The sequence below is a fragment of the Tenggerimyces flavus genome, from assembly GCF_016907715.1.
GTDB lineage: Bacteria > Actinomycetota > Actinomycetes > Propionibacteriales > Actinopolymorphaceae > Tenggerimyces > Tenggerimyces flavus.
Window position 1 is genome coordinate 2,333,761 of record NZ_JAFBCM010000001.1, and the last position, 16,926, is coordinate 2,350,686.

General features: G+C 69.3%; 22 protein-coding genes. 11 read left to right on the plus strand and 11 right to left on the minus strand.

Annotation, left to right across the window (positions count from 1 at the left end):
* Positions 1–138 precede the first annotated feature (138 nt).
* On the plus strand, positions 139–339 hold the full coding sequence (locus JOD67_RS10785; RefSeq protein ID WP_205117295.1) for a hypothetical protein: 201 nt from the start codon (positions 139–141) through the stop codon (positions 337–339).
* 43 nt (positions 340–382) lie between these two features.
* Here the strand turns inward: JOD67_RS10785 and JOD67_RS10790 are convergent, their stop codons facing one another.
* Positions 383–2,173, minus strand: coding sequence for a PKD domain-containing protein (locus tag JOD67_RS10790; RefSeq protein WP_205117296.1), 1,791 nt, complete (start codon positions 2,171–2,173; stop codon positions 383–385).
* A 190-nt stretch (positions 2,174–2,363) separates the two neighbouring features.
* On the opposite strand from JOD67_RS10790, the gene JOD67_RS10795 reads away from it, so the two are divergent.
* The 3 genes from JOD67_RS10795 (at position 2,364) to JOD67_RS10805 (ending at position 3,634) form a co-directional block, all read left to right on the plus strand.
* Entirely contained in the window at positions 2,364–2,561 is a 198-nt protein-coding gene (locus JOD67_RS10795; protein ID WP_205117297.1) for a DUF5302 domain-containing protein, read from the plus strand.
* A gap of 123 nt (positions 2,562–2,684) precedes the next feature.
* Complete coding sequence (locus JOD67_RS10800) at positions 2,685–3,287, plus strand: winged helix-turn-helix domain-containing protein (protein ID WP_205117298.1); 603 nt, start codon at positions 2,685–2,687, stop codon at positions 3,285–3,287.
* Positions 3,288–3,289: 2 nt separating this feature from the next.
* Complete coding sequence (locus JOD67_RS10805; protein WP_205117299.1) at positions 3,290–3,634, plus strand: hypothetical protein; 345 nt, start codon at positions 3,290–3,292, stop codon at positions 3,632–3,634.
* On the opposite strand, the gene JOD67_RS10810 is transcribed toward JOD67_RS10805, so the two are convergent.
* Genes JOD67_RS10810 through modA form a run of 3 tightly spaced genes read right to left on the minus strand, consistent with a single transcriptional unit; the run spans position 3,622 to position 6,217 of the window.
* Entirely contained in the window at positions 3,622–4,656 is a 1,035-nt protein-coding gene (locus JOD67_RS10810; protein ID WP_205117300.1) for an ABC transporter ATP-binding protein, read from the minus strand. The two genes, JOD67_RS10805 and JOD67_RS10810, sit on opposite strands and share 13 nt — an antisense overlap.
* The gene (gene modB, locus JOD67_RS10815; protein WP_307782348.1) at positions 4,653–5,441 is read right to left on the minus strand and encodes a molybdate ABC transporter permease subunit; all 789 of its coding nucleotides are present in this window, start codon (positions 5,439–5,441) and stop codon (positions 4,653–4,655) included. The genes JOD67_RS10810 and modB overlap by 4 nt, the downstream gene beginning before the upstream one ends.
* Positions 5,438–6,217 carry a molybdate ABC transporter substrate-binding protein gene (gene modA, locus JOD67_RS10820; RefSeq protein WP_307782349.1) on the minus strand — a complete coding sequence of 260 codons (780 nt, stop codon included), beginning with the start codon at positions 6,215–6,217 and terminating at the stop codon, positions 5,438–5,440. The genes modB and modA overlap by 4 nt, the downstream gene beginning before the upstream one ends.
* Before the next feature lie 37 nt (positions 6,218–6,254).
* Between modA and JOD67_RS41150 the strand changes: the two genes are divergently transcribed.
* Positions 6,255–6,377, plus strand: coding sequence for a hypothetical protein (locus JOD67_RS41150; protein ID WP_275577067.1), 123 nt, complete (start codon positions 6,255–6,257; stop codon positions 6,375–6,377).
* A gap of 15 nt (positions 6,378–6,392) precedes the next feature.
* Here JOD67_RS41150 and mscL read toward each other — a convergent pair whose 3' ends face one another.
* The 4 genes from mscL to JOD67_RS10840 form a co-directional block, all read right to left on the minus strand.
* Positions 6,393–6,788 carry a large conductance mechanosensitive channel protein MscL gene (gene mscL / locus JOD67_RS10825; RefSeq protein WP_205117302.1) on the minus strand — a complete coding sequence of 132 codons (396 nt, stop codon included), beginning with the start codon at positions 6,786–6,788 and terminating at the stop codon, positions 6,393–6,395.
* Positions 6,789–6,876: 88 nt separating this feature from the next.
* Positions 6,877–7,497, minus strand: coding sequence for an SAF domain-containing protein (locus JOD67_RS10830; protein ID WP_239553805.1), 621 nt, complete (start codon positions 7,495–7,497; stop codon positions 6,877–6,879).
* A gap of 3 nt (positions 7,498–7,500) precedes the next feature.
* Positions 7,501–8,328: an S-methyl-5'-thioadenosine phosphorylase gene (locus JOD67_RS10835; protein WP_205117303.1), complete on the minus strand. Its 828-nt coding sequence runs from the start codon at positions 8,326–8,328 to the stop codon at positions 7,501–7,503.
* Positions 8,329–8,410: 82 nt separating this feature from the next.
* Positions 8,411–8,932 carry a TrmH family RNA methyltransferase gene (locus JOD67_RS10840; RefSeq protein ID WP_307782350.1) on the minus strand — a complete coding sequence of 174 codons (522 nt, stop codon included), beginning with the start codon at positions 8,930–8,932 and terminating at the stop codon, positions 8,411–8,413.
* Between the two features lie 247 nt (positions 8,933–9,179).
* Here JOD67_RS10840 and JOD67_RS41845 point away from each other — a divergent pair, with 247 nt between their 5' ends.
* From JOD67_RS41845 to JOD67_RS10870, 6 genes are all read left to right on the plus strand, one after another.
* On the plus strand, positions 9,180–9,557 hold the full coding sequence (locus tag JOD67_RS41845) for an FmdB family zinc ribbon protein (protein ID WP_205117304.1): 378 nt from the start codon (positions 9,180–9,182) through the stop codon (positions 9,555–9,557).
* Positions 9,558–9,742: 185 nt separating this feature from the next.
* Positions 9,743–11,221 (plus strand): fused MFS/spermidine synthase, encoded by a 1,479-nt coding sequence (locus JOD67_RS10850; protein WP_205117305.1) that lies wholly within the window; start codon positions 9,743–9,745, stop codon positions 11,219–11,221.
* A gap of 150 nt (positions 11,222–11,371) precedes the next feature.
* A complete protein-coding gene (locus JOD67_RS10855) occupies positions 11,372–11,767 on the plus strand; it encodes a hypothetical protein (protein ID WP_205117306.1) in 396 nt (131 codons plus the stop codon).
* Positions 11,768–11,849: 82 nt separating this feature from the next.
* Positions 11,850–12,086, plus strand: a complete 237-nt coding sequence (locus JOD67_RS10860; RefSeq protein WP_205117307.1) for a hypothetical protein — start codon at positions 11,850–11,852, stop codon at positions 12,084–12,086.
* Positions 12,087–12,099: 13 nt separating this feature from the next.
* Positions 12,100–12,306, plus strand: a complete 207-nt coding sequence (locus JOD67_RS10865) for a hypothetical protein (RefSeq protein ID WP_205117308.1) — start codon at positions 12,100–12,102, stop codon at positions 12,304–12,306.
* Positions 12,303–13,964 (plus strand): hypothetical protein, encoded by a 1,662-nt coding sequence (locus JOD67_RS10870; RefSeq protein WP_205117309.1) that lies wholly within the window; start codon positions 12,303–12,305, stop codon positions 13,962–13,964. Before JOD67_RS10865 ends, JOD67_RS10870 begins: the two co-directional genes overlap by 4 nt.
* Here JOD67_RS10870 and JOD67_RS10875 read toward each other — a convergent pair.
* The 3 genes from JOD67_RS10875 to JOD67_RS10885 are packed head-to-tail and all read right to left on the minus strand — an operon-like array spanning position 13,961 to position 16,888.
* Positions 13,961–14,497 carry a hypothetical protein gene (locus JOD67_RS10875; protein ID WP_205117310.1) on the minus strand — a complete coding sequence of 179 codons (537 nt, stop codon included), beginning with the start codon at positions 14,495–14,497 and terminating at the stop codon, positions 13,961–13,963. The genes JOD67_RS10870 and JOD67_RS10875 overlap by 4 nt on opposite strands.
* Positions 14,498–14,501: 4 nt before the next feature.
* Positions 14,502–15,617 (minus strand): ABC transporter ATP-binding protein, encoded by a 1,116-nt coding sequence (locus JOD67_RS10880; RefSeq protein ID WP_205117311.1) that lies wholly within the window; start codon positions 15,615–15,617, stop codon positions 14,502–14,504.
* The gene (locus JOD67_RS10885; RefSeq protein ID WP_205117312.1) at positions 15,614–16,888 is read right to left on the minus strand and encodes an ABC transporter ATP-binding protein; all 1,275 of its coding nucleotides are present in this window, start codon (positions 16,886–16,888) and stop codon (positions 15,614–15,616) included. The genes JOD67_RS10880 and JOD67_RS10885 overlap by 4 nt, the downstream gene beginning before the upstream one ends.
* Between the last annotated feature and the right edge of the window lie 38 nt (positions 16,889–16,926).

The window sequence follows — 16,926 nt, forward strand, 5'->3', positions numbered from 1 at the left end:
AGGCGACCTAGCCTCGGGATTTCACCTCGCCGTCGTCGCCCTGCTCGCGACAGACGCTCCGCTGCAGGCACGCTGGGAGCTGAGTCGCCCGGCGTCGACTCGGCCGCCCACGACGCTGGTCCGGACACCAGCGCACGGATGGGCTCGTACGAGGTCATCCGTGTGGAGACAGTGCCCGGCGGCGTCTTGTTCTACGAGGCCAACGGCAACTTGTTCGACGATGCGGGGTTCGCCTACCTGCCCGGCGGCCCGACGCCGGAGTTGGAGAACGGCGGCTTCGAGTCGCCGAACTACCGCCACCTCGGCGGGCCCTGGTACGCCTTCACCGCCAGTTGGTGATCGCCCGCCGTTGACCGGGTCAACCGCGGGCGATCGAGGCGGGCTAGAGGATGCCGACTCGGAACGGGTAGGGCCCGTCCTGCGAAGGCTCGTAGAACGCATCGCCAGCGAAGGACGCCTTCACGTTCGTGGTTCCGAGCAGGATTGGCGGCACGACCGAGCCGGAGGCGTTGCCCGACTGGTTCGTGCGTCCCGTGTCGGTGTGGCTGCCGAGCGCGAACCGCAGCGTACGGCCGGTCACCGGGTTGCCGAGTCCATCGACCAACCGCCCGGTGAGCGTGACCCGCAGCAGCGGCAGGCTCTTGCGAGGCCCGGTGTAGGTGGTGGCAGTGGCGCGCTTGGCGATGGTCGCGGTGACCGTCGCCGTCCCGACCCCGCCGTCCTTGTCGGTGACGGTGACCTTCGCGGTGTACGCGCCTGGGTTCGCGTACGTGTGGGTCACGTCCGCACCTGCTGCCGTACCCCCGTCGCCGAACGTCCAGGCGTACGTCAAGGTCGCCTGGTCGGCAGGGCCCGGATCCACAGCGGACGCGTGGAAGCTCACCGGAACACCCCAGAACGCCGTCCCCACGGGCGTTGCGGTCGCAGAGGGCGGGGCGTTGGAGATCGGTTGGACCGCGAAGTCGTGGCTGACCGGGTTCCCGCCCGCGTCCGACACAGTCAGCTTTCCGGTGTAGCTCCCGTTGTCAGCGAACGCGTGCTGGGCCGGGTTCCCGTTTGCCGAACCGCCGTCGGAAAACGCCCACGCGTAGCTGGCGCCGTTGCCGAGGCAGTTGTCGGTGACGGTGGCGCTGAACCCGACGTTCGCACCCTCGACGAACGTCCCGGCCTGCTGGACTCCGGTGATCCGCGGCGCGATGGCGTCGCGCTGCACGTCGCCGAGGTTGTGGTTGGTCCGGCTTCCGCCGGTCAGCGACAACGGCTGGTCGAAGATCGTCCCTGACGCGAGGCCGATGTTCTCCTCGAGGTTCGCCGGGCCGGGGCCGTCGACGTAGATGTTGAGGCCCAGGTTGCCGGTGGCCCTGACCGAGGGCGACCGGTACGTCGCCGGGCCGACGCCGTAGACGAGGTCGGTGCCGGCGGCCGCGGAGCACGGGATGGCGAGGTCGTCCGCTGCGGGCGAGGAAGCAACGGTCAGGTCCTTGGCGCCGTGGAACGTCGCCGTCCTGCTGACGATCACGCCGGCGGCGTCGACGCTGACCGTTCCTGTGACGCCCAGGCGCGCCTGGATGTCGACGAGGCAAGCAGGGTCGATGCAGGTCTCGGGCAGCACGGTGGCGGACGCGGAGTAGTTGCAGGCGACCGGACCCAGGCCGGTGATGGGCGGCGTGCAGGTCACCGGCGCCGACGTCATGGTCAACGTGCCGGACACCCGGTAGTTCGTCGACTGCCAGTCGTCGGTGCCCTTGGGTCCACAGGGTTTGAAGCTTCCGCCGCAGGCGAACAGCCCTGCCTCCCACGGGACCGCGAACCTGACCCGCATCGTGCCCGCGCCAGCGCTCACGGTGTTCGAGACGTTCGTCGTATCGCCCTGGTGGATGTCGGCGGGATCGTGCGTCGTCCGAACGGTGAACGGCGCGGACCACTCGAGCTGCGTGGTGACGCCGAACTTGATCCCCGCGGTGATCTCGCAGTCGTCACCGCAGTCGAAGATCGCGTCCGGGGCGCAACCATCGCAGTGGATCAACGTCCGGAGAAGTGGGTCCTCGCCGCTTCCCGACAGGGTCATGGTGGCGGTCTTCGTCTCCGCCGCGTTCGCCGTACCGGCGCCTACCGCTCCTAAGAACAACGTGATGAGGCCAAGCACGAGTGCCGCGGCCATGCTTCGTCGCATGGTGTCCCCCCAAAGATGAAGTGCTGGTGGCCTCTGCAGGCTGCGCTCGCGACTGGCTGGTCGGTATCCGTCGAATGACGTATATCGAGGGTCGGGCCGGCGGTCGGCCGGGCCGCTCAGCTGCCCGTGGTCGCCACGCCTACCGAAATCTGCTGTGCGCTCACTCTCCGGAACGTGAAAGACTTGCCGCATGTCCGACGAAACCACGTCCGAGGAGACCTCGGAGACCACGGGCGAGGACGAGCTGCACCGCAAGTTCCGCGAAGCCCTCCAGCAGAAGACCGGACGCGGCAAGCAGTCCGGACCCGTCGACGCGGAGGACGGCAAGGTGGTGGGACACGCCGCGGCCGCCCACAAGAAGCGTCAGTTCCGCCGGAAGAGCGGCTGAGTCAGCCGCTCAGGAACCGCGTCCCTACCGGGCGTCCCGTCGGCCAACACCGACGGACGTCTGGTCTGGCTTGTCCTCGTGCCAGCGCGAACACATCGCATAGAACGATGATATGATCGGTTTATGCGTAGCGATGCGCCGGTCCTGCTACCGATCCTGAGGTCGCGTCATCAGGCCGACCTCCTGACCATGCTCCTCCTCCATCCGGGCGAGGAGTACGCAGTCACGGACCTGGCCCGCCAGCTGAACATCCCTCAGTCGACTGTCAGCGGGGAAGTACGGCGACTGTCTGACGCAGGCATCCTGACTGTCCGCGCCGTAGGTCGGTCCCGGCTCGTGCGTACCGACACCCGGTCCCCTTTGGTGCCGCCACTTACGGAGCTCGTCACGTTGACCTACGGACCCCACACGGTCATCGCTGACGAGTTCGGCGCCATGGCCGGGATCCTCCAGGTGATCATCTTCGGTTCCTGGGCGGCACGCTATAGCGGCGAACATGGCCAAGTGCCTCAGGACCTGGACGTGCTGGTCGTGGGGACTCCAGATCGACTCGAGATGTACGAATCCGCGAGGCGCGCGGAGGAGCGACTCAGGCGCGCAGTCAACCCGACCGTGTGCACAGCGACCGAGTGGGAGCATCCGTCAGGAGCTCTGGTACGTGAGATTCAGGCGCGGCCCTATCTGACTGTTGTCGACCACGCCACGTCTCGTCTGGAGCAGATGTAGCGATGGCGCGATGGCAGCGTGGCGAGGCCGCGATCGAACAGCTTCTTGCAAACGGTGAGCTGCAAACGGTGTCTGGATCAGCAGCGGATGGGGATCCGTGGCTGACCAAGGCGCGACGGACGCTCTCCACCGCGACCGTCGTTGCGGACAGCGATCCGGAGAGCGCGTGGACACTCGCGTACGACGCGGCGCGGTTCGCATGTACCGCTCTGCTCGCCCAGCAAGGGGTTACGCGACAACTCGCGGCGGGCATCTTGCCGTCGATGCGACCGTTCGGAACCAGTTCGGCGGACAGTTCGAGCGATTCGGCGGATGTTCCGCCAGGGCTGACGGCTCAGCCCGGGTAGGCGTGTACCTCGGTGGCCTTGACGACTGCCCAGACCGCGGCGCCCGGGATGAGGCCGAGGTCCGCGACCGCGCCGGGCGTCACGTCGGCCAATACCGACGGGCGTCCGGTCAGGCGTACCCTCACCACGCTCCCGTGCTGCTCGATCGCGGCCACGGTCACCGGCCAGGCGTTCCGCGGGCTGCCCTCGGGGCGGTGCGGGTAGAGGGCGACCGCTGACGGCGGGAACGCGGTGAAGACGGGACCGTGCGCCGGTGAGGCGGTGGTGAGCTCGCCGCCGCCGTCGAGGGTTACCCGGTCGCCGGCGGCCTTGCCTCGGTGCAGGTTGAGGCCGACGAGCCGGGCGACGTACTCCGTCCGCGGCGCCCGGGCGACCCCGCTCGGCGTGCCCTCCTGGGTGACCCGGCCGGACTCGAGCACCACGATCCGGTCCGCGAGCACCATCGCGTCGAGGGCGTCGTGGGTCACCAGAACGCAGACGCCGTCGTACGCGCTGAGGTGGCGGCGCAGGTCGGCGCGGACCTCCGGGCGGGTGCTGGCGTCGAGCGCCGCGAGCGGTTCGTCGAGCAGGAGCAGCCGCGGCTCGACCGCGAGCGCCCGGGCGAGGGCGACGCGCTGGGCCTGGCCGCCGGACAGCGCCCGCGGCTTGGCGAGCGCGTGGGAGGCGAGGCCGACCCGTTCGAGCCAGTCGCGGGCGACGGTACGCGCCTGATCGCGAGGTACGCCGTGCGCGCGAGGCCCGAACGCGACGTTCTCCAGCGCGCTGAGGTGCGGAAACAGCAGGTAGTCCTGGAACACCAGCCCGACCGGGCGGCGGTCGGGCGGTACGTCGTGCAGCCGCTCCCCGTTCAGCGTGATGTGCCCGTTGTCCACGCGCTGGAGGCCGGCGAGCGTTCGCAGCGTGGTCGTCTTGCCGGCGCCGTTCGGCCCGAGCAGCGCGACGACCTCGCCTGCCTCGATCCGCAGGTCCAGGCGCAGGCTGAACCCGGGCCGGTCGACCTCGAGGTGCGCGTCGAGGCTCATCCGGTCGGCACCCATCGGTCGCGGAGGGCGACCAGTACGGCGATCGAGACGATCAGCAGCAGCAGGCTGAGCACGACGGCGGTGTCGGGATCGGTCTCGAGGGCCTCGTACACGGCGATCGGCATCGTCTGCGTCGTACCGGGGAAGTTGCCGGCGAACGTGATCGTCGCGCCGAACTCCCCGAGCGCGCGGGCCCAGGCGAGGACCGCGCCGGCGGCGATGCCGGGGGCGACGAGCGGGAGTGTGACGCGGCGGAACGTGTACCAGCCGCCCGCTCCGAGCGTGGCCGCCGCGTCCTCGTACCTGCTGTCCGCCGCCCGCAGCGCCCCCTCGACGGCGAGGACGAGGAACGGCATCGCGACGAAGGCCTCGGCGAGGACCACCGCGGGGGTCGTGAACGGGAGCGAGATGCCGAACCACGTGTTCAGATGCTCGCCGATCAGGCCGCGGCGACCGAGGACGAGCAGGAGCGCGACGCCGCCGACGACGGGCGGCAGGACGAGCGGGACGGTGACGAGGGCGCGGATCAGGCCCCGGCCGGGGACGTCGCTGCGCGCGAGCAGCCAGGCGAGCGGGACGCCGAGCACGGTCGCGAGCACGGTCGCGAGCGTCGCGCAGATGAGCGAGAGGCGCAGCGCGTCCCAGACGCCCGGGGCGGCGAGGTCGCTGACGATGCGGGTCCACGGTGCCCGGACGAGCATGCCGGCGAGCGGCACGACGAGGAACGCGAGCCCGAGGACCGCCGGGACGAGGAGCAGGAGGGGTGGCCTCCTGAAGCCGGTCACGGCAGGTCGAAGCCCGCCGCGGTGAAGGTCTCCTGGCCCTTGGCCGACAGGACGAACTCGACGAACGCCTTCGCGCCTTCCTGGTTCGGCCCCTCGGTCAGCGTGGCGATCGGATAGTCGTTGATCGCCTTGTCGGCTTCGGGAAAGTCGAGGCCGTCGACGTCGTCGCCAGCGGCGATGACGTCGGTCTTGTAGACCATGCCGGCGTCCGCCTCACCGAGCCGGACGGTCGTCAAGACGGCCTTGACGTCGGCGCCGTACGTGTCGGGCTTCGGCGTGATGCCGGCCGCGTCGAACGCCTTGGTGGCCGCCGTTCCGCAGGGAACGTCCTTCGCGCAGAGGGTGATCTTGAGGTCCGCGTTCGCGAAGTCCTTCAGGCCGGTGATCTTGGCCGGGTTGCCCTGGGGGACGGCGATCTGGAGCCGGTTGCGGACGAAGATCGCGGGCTCGCCGCTGGCGGACTTCGCGTCGGTGACCTGCTTCATCGTCGACGGGCTCGCGGCCGCGAACACCTCGGCGGGCGCGCCGTTCGTGATCTGCTGGGCGAGCGTCGAACTGGCGCCGAAGCTGAGCTTGACGGTGGTGCCGGGGTACTGCGCCTCGAACTCCTTGCCGAGCTTGGTGAACGTCTCGGTCAGCGAGGCGGCGGCGAGAACGGTGATCGTGCCCTTGATCTCGGCGGCCGGCGACCCGGACGGAGAGCTGCCGGGTTCGTTCGCGGTACCGCAGGCGGCGAGGGCGAGGACGGCCAGAATCCCGACCAGGAGTTTGCGCACGTACCTGATCTTAGGACCGATGTGGCACCGTAGAGGGATGACGCCCGACAAACCGGTGCTGCCCGACCGGGCCGCCGAGGACGACCCGGAGAGCTGGGGCGACCGCTCTGACGAGGACGATCGACGCATCCTCGACGAGGTGCCGCCCCACCACGGCTGACTTCTTACCGACTGGTTACGACTGGCGGTTCTGGGTGGAGAGCAGGTCGCGGATCTCGCGGAGAAGCGCGACGTCCTCCGCCGGCGCCTCCTCGACGGGCTCTTCTCCGCGCTTGCGGCGCTCCTGGATCTTCTGCACCGGCAGCACGATCACGAAGTAGACGGCGGCTGCGACGAGGATGAAGTTGATGAGCGCGTCGAGGACGAGGCCGATGCTGAAGTCGGCGCCGTTGATCTGGAACGTCATCACCTTGGTGAGGTCGGGGTCGCCGAAGATCGCGGCGATCAGCGGCGTGATGATGCCCTTGACGATGGCGGTGACGACAGCGGTGAACGCGACACCGATGACGAACGCGACGGCCAGGTCGAGCACGTTTCCGCGCAATAGGAACGCCTTGAAGCCCTGGATCATTGCCCCTCCTGGATCAGGTCTGCCTCGGGGTGAGGATTCCCCGACGCACGGTAACCCCAAAGCGCCTACGCCTGGGTGAGCCGCGCCGTCACGGTGGCCGGAGGACGAGCGACAGCTGCGACGCCACCGCGCTCCTCGCGAGCTCAGCAGCCGTCGCCGGCGAGACCGCGACCACCAGCAACCCACCCTCGACGGCCTCGTCCGGGCGGGGGAGCGCCACGACCGGCGTCGCCGCGGCGACCGTACGCGCCGGCTGGTCGCCGGCTGCCGCGGTCGCGAGCAGGTCGATCCGGTCGCCGACACGTACCAGTGCCAGCGCGCCTGGATCGGCGACCCGGACCGGCGCCGCGACCAAGCCCTGCCCATACCCGTCCAGCAACGCCGGACCCAGCAACCGGGCGTCGGTGAGCGGCTCACCCGCTCGGACAGGGCTGGCCAGCAGCCGCCCGTCGGCCTCGCCCGGCCGGAGAACGCCGGCTGGCACAGCGGTCTCGGGAAGCGCGACCGTTCGTACGTCCGCGGCGGCCAGCTTCGTCCCGCCGTCCAGGTCGCGGGCCGCGGCGAGCACCTCGACCGTAGGCGCGGGGGCGGGCTCGAGCGCCTGGATCCCGACCGCGACCGCTGCCGCAGCGAGCCCGGCCGCGAGCAGCCGGCGGTGCGAGGGCAGCGCGCGCCGCAGGTCGCGCAGCAACGTGGTCGGGATCGCCATGGCCTACTCCGGGAGCTCGATCGGCAGCTCGACCCCGTCGAGCGCGTGGCCGCAGGGGCAGGTGCGCTCGGTCGGGAGGCTGGGGACGATCGCGTACAGCAGGTCCCGCAGCCGGTCCACATGCGAGGCGAACGTCGCGAACACCTCGTCCTGGCTCACGCCGTCGCCCTCGACGAGCCCGGCGTCGACGTCGGTGACCAGCGCGATCGAGGTGTAGCAAAGCGCGAGCTCGCGGGCCAGGACGGCCTCCGGATGGCCGGTCATGTTGACCAGTGACCAGCCCTGCGCGGCGTACCACTGCGACTCGGCGCGGGTGGAGAAGCGCGGCCCCTCGATCACCACCATCGTGCCGCCGTCGACCGGCTCCCAGCCGCCGTCGCTGGCGGCGCGGACCGCGGCGGAACGGCCGACGTGGCAGTACGGGTCGGCGAACGACACGTGCACCGGCCCGCCCGCGTCGTAGAACGTCTGCGCCCGGCCGATCGTCCGGTCGACGAGCTGGTCCGGCACGACCAGGCTGCCCGGCCCGAAGCGTGGCTGCAGCGACCCGACCGCGCACGGGCCGAGGACCTGACGGACGCCGAGGGAGCGGAGCGCCCAGAGGTTCGCCCGGTAGTTGACCTGGTGAGGTGGGTGCCGGTGGTCGTGCCCGTGCCGCGGCACGAACGCGACGCGACGGCCGCCGATCTCGCCCACGACGAGCCGATCCGAGGGCTCGCCGTACGGCGTCTCGACGGCGACCTCGGTCGGGTCGACGAGGAACGAGTACAGCCCCGTGCCGCCGATCACCCCGATCTCGGCCCGTGTGCTGGAAGGCGCTTCTGCAGTCATGCGCCGAACGTTATGCCGGGTTCGGCCAAGCTGCCGAACGGCCGTCCACAGGCCGTCCCTGTGGACGGAAACGCGGCCAGGATCACAGCAGCCCAACCGCCCGGTAGAGCACCAAGGAGCCCGCGACGGCCACGTTCAGGCTGACGCCCGTCCCCACCATCGGGATCTCGACGACCGTGTCCAACAGCCCCAGCGCCTCGGCCGGAATGCCGGTCTGCTCGTGGCCCAGCACGACCACCGTCCGCCGCCTCGCGGCGGGCAGATCGGCGAGCCGGACAGCCTCCTCGGCGAGCTCGACGCCGAGGATGGTGGAGTCGCGGGCACGTTGCTCGGCCAGCCAGGCCGTCCGCGGGCCGCGGACCCAGTGCACGCAGGATCGGTGTCGAAGCGTGTTGCCCCGCGCGAGCGCCTCCGGAACCCACGGCAACCGAGGCACCGCGAGGCAGGCTCCGACCGCGTCGCAGGTACGCAGCAGCGTCCCGAGGTTCAGGCCGTGGAGCGGCCAGAGCGGCGCCGCGATCAGATGGTTCCAACAGGAGTGCGCGCGAGGTCGGCGCTGTCGACGAAGGTCGCGCGGGGTACGCACCCGCACGTTCGGGCTCACCAGTCGAGGCGGAGCTCCGCCTTTCGCGTCGTCATGGCTCGCATGTTACCCGGACGCGTGCCAGGCGTCGTACCGGTCGCCGATAGTCTCGAACGTCTCCACGCCCCCAGCATCGGCCATGGATGCACCCGATCGCCCGGAATGCACCGATCCCTGCCCGATCGGGCGCGGAGTCGGAACCGTTCTTTAGCAGTCGTTGCACCGGAGTGCTAACCTTTCCGGTGCTGACAGTCCGTGGAGGGAAGCCGTGCCGACGTACCAGTACACGTGCAGCGAGTGTGGTGAGGGCCTCGAGGTCGTCCAGAAGTTCACCGACGACGCGTTGACCGAGTGCCCCAACTGCCAGGGTCGCCTGCGCAAGGTGTTCAGCCCGGTCGGCGTCGTGTTCAAGGGATCCGGCTTCTACCGCAACGACAGCCGTACGGGCTCCGGGAGCAAGACTCCGGCGTCCAGCAACGGCTCGAGCTCGACCGCGAAGAAGGACTCCGACAGCTCCTCGAGCTCGTCCGACTCGTCGAGCTCGTCCGACTCGTCGAGCTCGAAGGACTCCAGCAGCTCAGCCTCCGGTTCGAAGGACTCCAGCAGTAGCTCGTCCTCCACGACCAAGTCTGAGTCCGCCGCATAACTCGCGCGCATCCGTCGCCGGCCAATGATCATGTTGACATGATCATTTGCCGCTCTACGTGGCGTGGACGCCGGGTAAAGCACCCAGCCGCCGTGTAAACCTGATCATTTGCCGGGGCGACGGATGCTGGCCACCGTAGGCCCTCCTTGCAGCCGAACGGCGCGCGTACGGAAGCGTGTCCTCTCGTGGCAGAGAACGTACCCCTCAGCGGCCGCGCCGCCGCGGCCCTGGTGTTCCTCACTTCGGGCGGCGTGCTCGTGCTCGAGCTGGTCAGCCTCCGGCTTGTCGCCCCGTACATCGGCCTGACGCTCGAGACGAACACCGCGGTGATCGGGATCGCCCTCACCGCGATCGCCCTCGGGGCGTGGCTCGGTGGGAGGTCGGCCGACCTCGCCCCGCCGCAACGGTTGGTCGGGCCGCTGATCCTCGGTTCCGGCGCGCTGGTGATGTTCGTCGGCCCGGCCGTGCGCTGGACGGGCAGCATCGTCCGCGGCGCCGACCTCAGTGTCGTACTGCTGATGGCCGCGATCGCCGTGTTCGTCCCGGCAGCCCTGATGTCGGCGATCCCGCCGATGATCGTCAAGCTCAGGTTGGCAACGCTCGCCCAGACCGGCTCGGTCGTCGGCCGGCTCTCCAGCATCGGTACGTTCGGCGCGATCGTCGCGACGTTCGGTACGGGCTTCGTCCTCGTCGCCGCGGTCCCGACCCACTACATCCTGCTTGGGCTCGGCAGCCTGCTCGTGGTCGTCGGCGCGATCGTCACGATTCGCCTGCGTGGGTTGAAGAAAGCCGTACCGTTCGTTGCCGCCGCTCTCGTCGGCTCGCTCGCCACGACGCTCGCGCCGCAGCCGTGCGACGTCGAAACCGCCTACCACTGCGCGAAGGTCGAGGCCGATCCGGACCGGCCGACCGGCCGTACGCTGCGGCTCGACACGCTGTCCCACTCGTACGTCGACCTGAAGGACCCCACGTTCCTCGAGTTCGCGTACATCCGCGGGATCGCTTCCCTGCTTGACGTCTACTGGCCCGCCGGCCAACGCATCGACGCGCTGCACCTCGGCGGTGGCGGCGTCACCGTGCCGCGCTACCTGGACGCGACGCGGCCGGGCACGGACTCGGTCGTGTACGAGATCGACAAGGGTGTCGTCGACCTCGACGTCGAGCAGCTCGGCCTGCGCACCGGCGACGGCATCGACGTCCGCGTCCGCGACGCGCGGATCGGCCTTGCCGAGCAGGCCGCGGCAAGCCGGGACGTCGTCGTCGGGGACGCGTTCGGTGGCGTCTCCGTACCGTGGCACCTCACCACGAAGGAGGTCGTGCAGAGCATTCACCGCATCCTCCGACCCGGTGGCGTCTACGCGGTGAACGTGATCGACTACCCGCCGCTCGGCTTCGCGCGCGCCGAGATCGCCACGATCGCCAGCGTCTTCGACAACGTCGCGATCATCGCCGAGCCAGGCATCCTCGCGAAGGCCGACGGCGGCAACCTCGTCATCGTCGCCTCCGACAAGCCGCTGCCGGTCGCGAACCTCCAAGCCAGACTGGCCGAACGGGACAAGTCGCTCACCCTGCTCTCCGGCCAGGACCGGGTCACGGAGTTCAGCGACGGTGCGCGCATCCTCACCGACGCGTACGCCCCGGTCGACCAGCTCCTCGCCCGCTGACGAGATGTCTAGCGATTGGACAGTTGCATCGACTATCGAGTAGACATCGGTAGTGAATGCTCGAGAAATCGCGCGGCGAGATCTCGGACCCGGTCTGGTGCGGGCGATCGAGCGGCAGATGGAGCCGGTCTTCGGGAAGGGGTGGCTGCGATGACCACCTATCAGGTCGACGTGTGGCGCGAACCGAACGGCGACTGGTCGGCGCAGGCGGAGGGGGTCGACGGGGCGTTCACGGCCGGGCGGAGCCTCACGGAGGTCGAGCGAAACATCCGGGAGTCGATCGCTGTCAGCCTGGACTTGTCGCGCAGCGCCGAGGCGGCGATGGAGATCGAGCTGAACGTTTCGACTACTCGTCCAGATCTCGACGAGCTGGTGCAGCGTGCGCGTTCTGCTCGCGAGGAGGCTAGACAGTCCACCGCAACGGCTACCGAGCTCACGGCCGAAGCGGCCACTGAGCTGCGCGCCAAGGGCCTGTCGGTACGGGACATTGCCAAGGTGCTCGACATCTCCTACCAACGCGCACAACAACTGGTGAGTGCTGCCTAACCAACCTCGTCTTTCGCAGATCCTGCCCGCGACGGTCGTTCTGCCTTCTACGCTGATGGTGCGGGGCGGGAGGGGACTGGCAATGGAGAAAGGCAATGCGGTCGACGCCGTGCCTGTGCAGGCGATCGAGAGTGTCGGTGACCGGGTGACGACGTTCGCGACGTCCGCCGTCGTCGATGTCACCACGGATACGGCGGAATCACTGCGCAGCAAGCTCGTCGACAAGGTCGCGGACGCCGCGATCGACGAGGCTCGCGAACGGCTGGATCGCCAAGCCGGCAAGGACGAATTCGGGCCTCGGCGACCCGACAGCGACTAGCGGCCACCGTCTCATGGACCGCTGGCTGCGGGCCGAGCTGGCCCGCCTGCTCGACGAACCGCGCCCACCGAGCCGGCGGATCGGGATCGAGCAGGAGTTCGTCGTCACGCGCGGCGGAACGACCGTCGACTTCGCGTCGGTTGCCCGCGCGGTTGGCTACCGGGCAAGCGGTTGGACCGCGGCGACCCGCACGCACATCGCCTGCCGTGGGGCGGCGTGATCACTGCCGACGGGCGGGAGGCCGAGATCGCCACGCCGCCGGCCACCCTGGCACCCGGTTTCACCAACAGGCTAAGCGATTGGCTGGCGCGCGGCCGGAACGAGCTCGACGCGACCCTCGGTGCCGACTTCCTGGTCGACGGCGGCTCTACCCACGTGAACGTGGAAGTCGCCGACCGCCGCGCCACCTCCATCGCCAAGCGCTTCGTCGCGAGGCACTCGCTGGCGATGATGCTGCTACTGGATCGGAAACACTCGCCAGGCTTGCTCGTTCGGCCTCGTCGCGGGCGGCTCGAGCTCGGCGGCGAGTACGTCACAGGCCCGCAGCTCGTCGCCGCGACCGTCTTCGCCGCCGCGGCGGTCATGGACTGCCAGCGGGTGGGACGACGCTCGACGTACGGCCGGTTCGTCGTCGAACCTGCCCGCGAGCGGTTCGGCTACTACGTCGACCGGCGCGCGTTCGGCGGCGACCTGTACGCGACCGGCCGCGCGACGATCATCGGCCGCCGTACGGCTCAGTGGAATCTTCAACGCTCGTGGGAGATCGTGCGCCGAGACGCGGCCACGTTCGCCACGGACACGGAGCTGGCGACCACCGATACCGTCGTCCGCGGCGACCACCCGCTGCCCTGTGAGCGGCCCGACATCGACGACGCCAACCACGGCACGTTCACGTCGTGGGGCGCGGATCTGACGGCCGATCGCCGCCGGCTCGCGTTCAGCCTGGTCGCGGTCCTCGCGACGTGGGAGCAGGTCGTGTTCGAGCTCACCCATAGGGAACGGACCTGGCTGCTCGCCGTGCCCGCCGAGCGGGCCAGCAAGCTGGTGAGCTTGTTCGCCGGCGGCCAGCTGGACGAGTTGCTCCGACGGATCGTCGCCACTCCAGACACCGCGTTCTCGCCCCTGCTGGCGGCCGAACAGGTCGGTCGCGGCGGTGTGTTCGGCTCGCTCGGGAACGACACCACGTTGCAGCCGCTGGAGCGGATGCCCGGCACCGGGCTGATCGGCGGCAACGGCGCCGGCGGACGGGAGGACAAGCACCGCACCGAGGAGCCCAGGAACCCGCGGCCGAAACCGAAGCCGACCCGTTCCTGGATGCGCTGGGCCGTACCCGCCACGGCCGCCGGAGTCGTGGCCGCGGTCCTCGTCACGACGTACGCGCTCTGGCCACGCGGCGACGGTAACCAGCTCGCTGCGGCACCGCCTCCAGCAGCACCAACCTCAGCCCCAACACTCGCGCCGACCGACGCGGCAACGGCGAGACCGATCACGGCAGCCGACCTCTCGGGCACGTTCGCCTTCACCAGAACCGTCGTCGACGGCAACGAGGACAACCCTGTCGGCACGAGCTCGAACTTCACCGCCACGCTGACCGTCGAGTGCGACGGGGCGAACTGCACGGTGACGTTCCCCGGCCTCGGAACCTCCAGCCTGGTCGGCGGAAAGCTGCGCTACCAGGGGACGGTGCCGGGCGCGTGCCCGAGCAACCCCTCGATCAAGGTCCCGTACCCGTACGACACCAAGCTCGTCGTCATCCGGGACAAGTCCGGCAAGGTCACCAGTATCACCGGGACGCAGGACCTCACGGCCGAGGTGACCAACTGCCCGAACAGCGAGCTCGACCCCATCCGCACCGAGTGGGTCGGGACCAGGAGCTAGTCGTTCGCCTTCAGGTCGCGGTCGGTCGCGAACCACAACGCCTGCGGGAGATCGAACGTGGCGAAGGCGTAGTTGCCCATCGGCAGCCAGTACTCGTACTCGTCGATCGAGCTGCCCTGGAAGATCAGCACGATCCGCCACTTGTCGACGTACAGCATCCACGCCCGGCGCCTGCGGGTCTCGCCGTCCTCGGTGAACGTGTAGATCCGCTCGAACTTGACCAGGTTGCTCAGCACCGTGTCGTCGGACTTCTCCACCACCAGGTCCGGCAACGACGCCAGCCCGTCCTCGATGCCCTCGCGCAGAATGTCGAGGTCCTCGGCCACCACGTTCGTGTCCAGCTGCGCGACCCAAGCGCCAATGTAGGTGGTGATGTCGGCGTTCACCGGCGAGAGCATCGAGCCCTCGAGCTCGTCGTCAAGCTCGTATTGACGCCAGTCGGACGGGTAGCGGAACGAGAACCGCCCGAGCGGATCCTGGTAGGAGGTCACACCGGTGAACCGGGGCCGCCCTTCCCGGACGTACTGCGCCATAGAACTATCTCGCTTCCGTTGCCGTGCCAGACCCCGAGTCCGAGGTGGATGCGTGTGCGTCGATGACGTCCGCGGCTGCCTCCTCGGCAGTCGCGACCGGCACGTCCTGCAGCTTAGTCGCACCCTTGAGCGTCAAGGTGTCGGAGAAGTGGCACGCGGCGAAGTGTCCGTCGCCTGTGTCACGCAGCGGCGGCGCCTCGACCGCGCAGATGTCCTGTGCGTACGGGCAGCGCGGGTGGAAGTAGCAGCCCGAGGGCGGGTTCGCCGGCGAGGGAACGTCGCCCGTCAAGGCCGTCGGACGCGTACGGTTCCGCGGGTCTGGCTTCGGCAGCGCCGACAGCAGTGCCTCGGTGTACGGCATCTTCGGGTTGTAGAACAGCTGCTCGGTGGATGCGACCTCGACGACCTTGCCGACGTACATCACGGCGACCCGGTCGGCGATGTGCTCGACGACGGACAGGTCGTGGGAGATGAACATGTACGTCAGGTCGAACTTGTTCTGCAGATCCTCGAGCAGGTTGAGCACCTGCGCCTGCACCGACACGTCCAGCGCCGACACCGGCTCGTCGCAGATGATCAGCTCGGGGTTCAGGGCCAACGCCCGCGCGATGCCGATCCGCTGCCGCTGACCACCGGAGAACGCGTGCGGGTAACGGCTCGCGTGCTCGGGCCGCATGCCCACCACCGTGAGCAGTTCGGCGATGCGGTCCTTGAGCGCACGACCCTCGTGCGTCCGGTTGATCACCATCGGCTCGGCGATGATCCGGCCGACGGTCATGCGCGAGTCGAGCGACGAGAACGGGTCCTGGAAGATGATCTGCATCTGCGGGCGGATCTTCTTCAGCTGCTTGGCGTCGGCCTTCTCGATGTTGACCGCGCCGAGCGACTTGTCGTGGAAGATGACCTCGCCGTCGGTCGGCTCCTCCAGGCGCAGGATCGTCCGGCCCGTCGTGCTCTTCCCGCAGCCGCTCTCGCCCACCACGGCGAACGTCTCGCCGCGGTTGATCGACAGGCTGACGCCGTCGACCGCCTTGACGTGGCCCACGGTGCGCCGCAGCAGCCCGGCATGGATGGGGAAGTGCTTCTTCAGGTCCTTGACCTCGAGCAGTACGTCGTTCACGAGTCGCCCCTCTCGACGTCAGCCGAGCCGTCAGCCGAACCGTCCTTCGAGCCGTCAACCGCCACGGGTGCGGCCTCTGCCGTCGCCGCTGACGACACGTCCGCTGGCGTACTGCCTGGATAGAGATGGCAACGCGCGGTGTGCCCCGTACCCTCGACCGCCGTCTCCAGCGGCATCACCGTGTCGCACAGCCCCGGCATGACGCTCGGGCAGCGCGGGTGGAACGGGCAGCCGGTGACGGTCGAGTACGGGTCGGGCACCGAGCCCTTGATGACCTCGAGCGGCTGGTGCCGGCTCACGCCGATCCGAGGGATCGAGCGCAGCAGCGAGATCGTGTACGGGTGCTTCGGGTTGTAGAACAGGTCGTCCACCGAAGCCCGTTCGACTACGCGGCCGAGGTACATCACGACGACCTCGTCGCACAGCTGCGCGACGACGCCCATCGAGTGGGTGATGAACATGATCGACATGCCGAACTCGGCCTGCAGCTCGCGCATCAGCTCGAGGATCTGCGCCTCGGTCGTGACGTCGAGGGCGGTCGTCGGCTCGTCCGCGATCAGCAACGTGGGAATGCAGGACAGCGCCATCGCGATCATCGCGCGCTGCCGCATGCCGCCGGACAGCTGGTGCGGGTAGCTCTTCGCGACCCGCGGCGGGTTCGGCATGCCGACGCGGCGCAGCATGTCGACCGCGCGCCGGTCCGCCTCGTCCTTGTCCTTCGTCTGGTGCAGCAGGATCGCTTCACGGATCTGGTCGCCCACGGTGTAGACCGGGTTGAGCGAGGTCATCGGCTCCTGGAAGATCATCGCGATCTCCTGGCCGCGGATCGCTCGCATCTGCGGTCCGTGCGGGTCGAGCGTCGTCAGGTCGATGATGCCGCTCCGCGCGAGCTCCGGGATGTCCTCGCGGATGTCGTGCTGGTCGACCAGCTTGGCGTCGCCGTTCCCGTTCGCCGGAGCCTCGGTGCCCGTGCCCCGGGCCCGCTTGCCAGCCGTACGTTCCACCCGACCGGGCCGGAACAGGATCTCCCCGCCCGTGATCTTGCCCGGCTTCTCGATGATCTGCATGATCGCCCGGGCCGTGACGCTCTTGCCGCAACCGCTCTCGCCGACGATGCCGAGCACCTTGCCGCGCGGAACGTCGTAGCTCACGCCGTTGAGCGCCCGGACGCGGCCGATGACGGTCGGGAACTCCACATGCAAGTCCCGGATGCTGACCACCGTGTCCTCGGCCAGCTCCAGCTTCGTGCTGGTCGTTGCTGCTTCAGCCATTGAAAACCCCTGCCTGGTCGCCCCAATGTCCTGCCCTG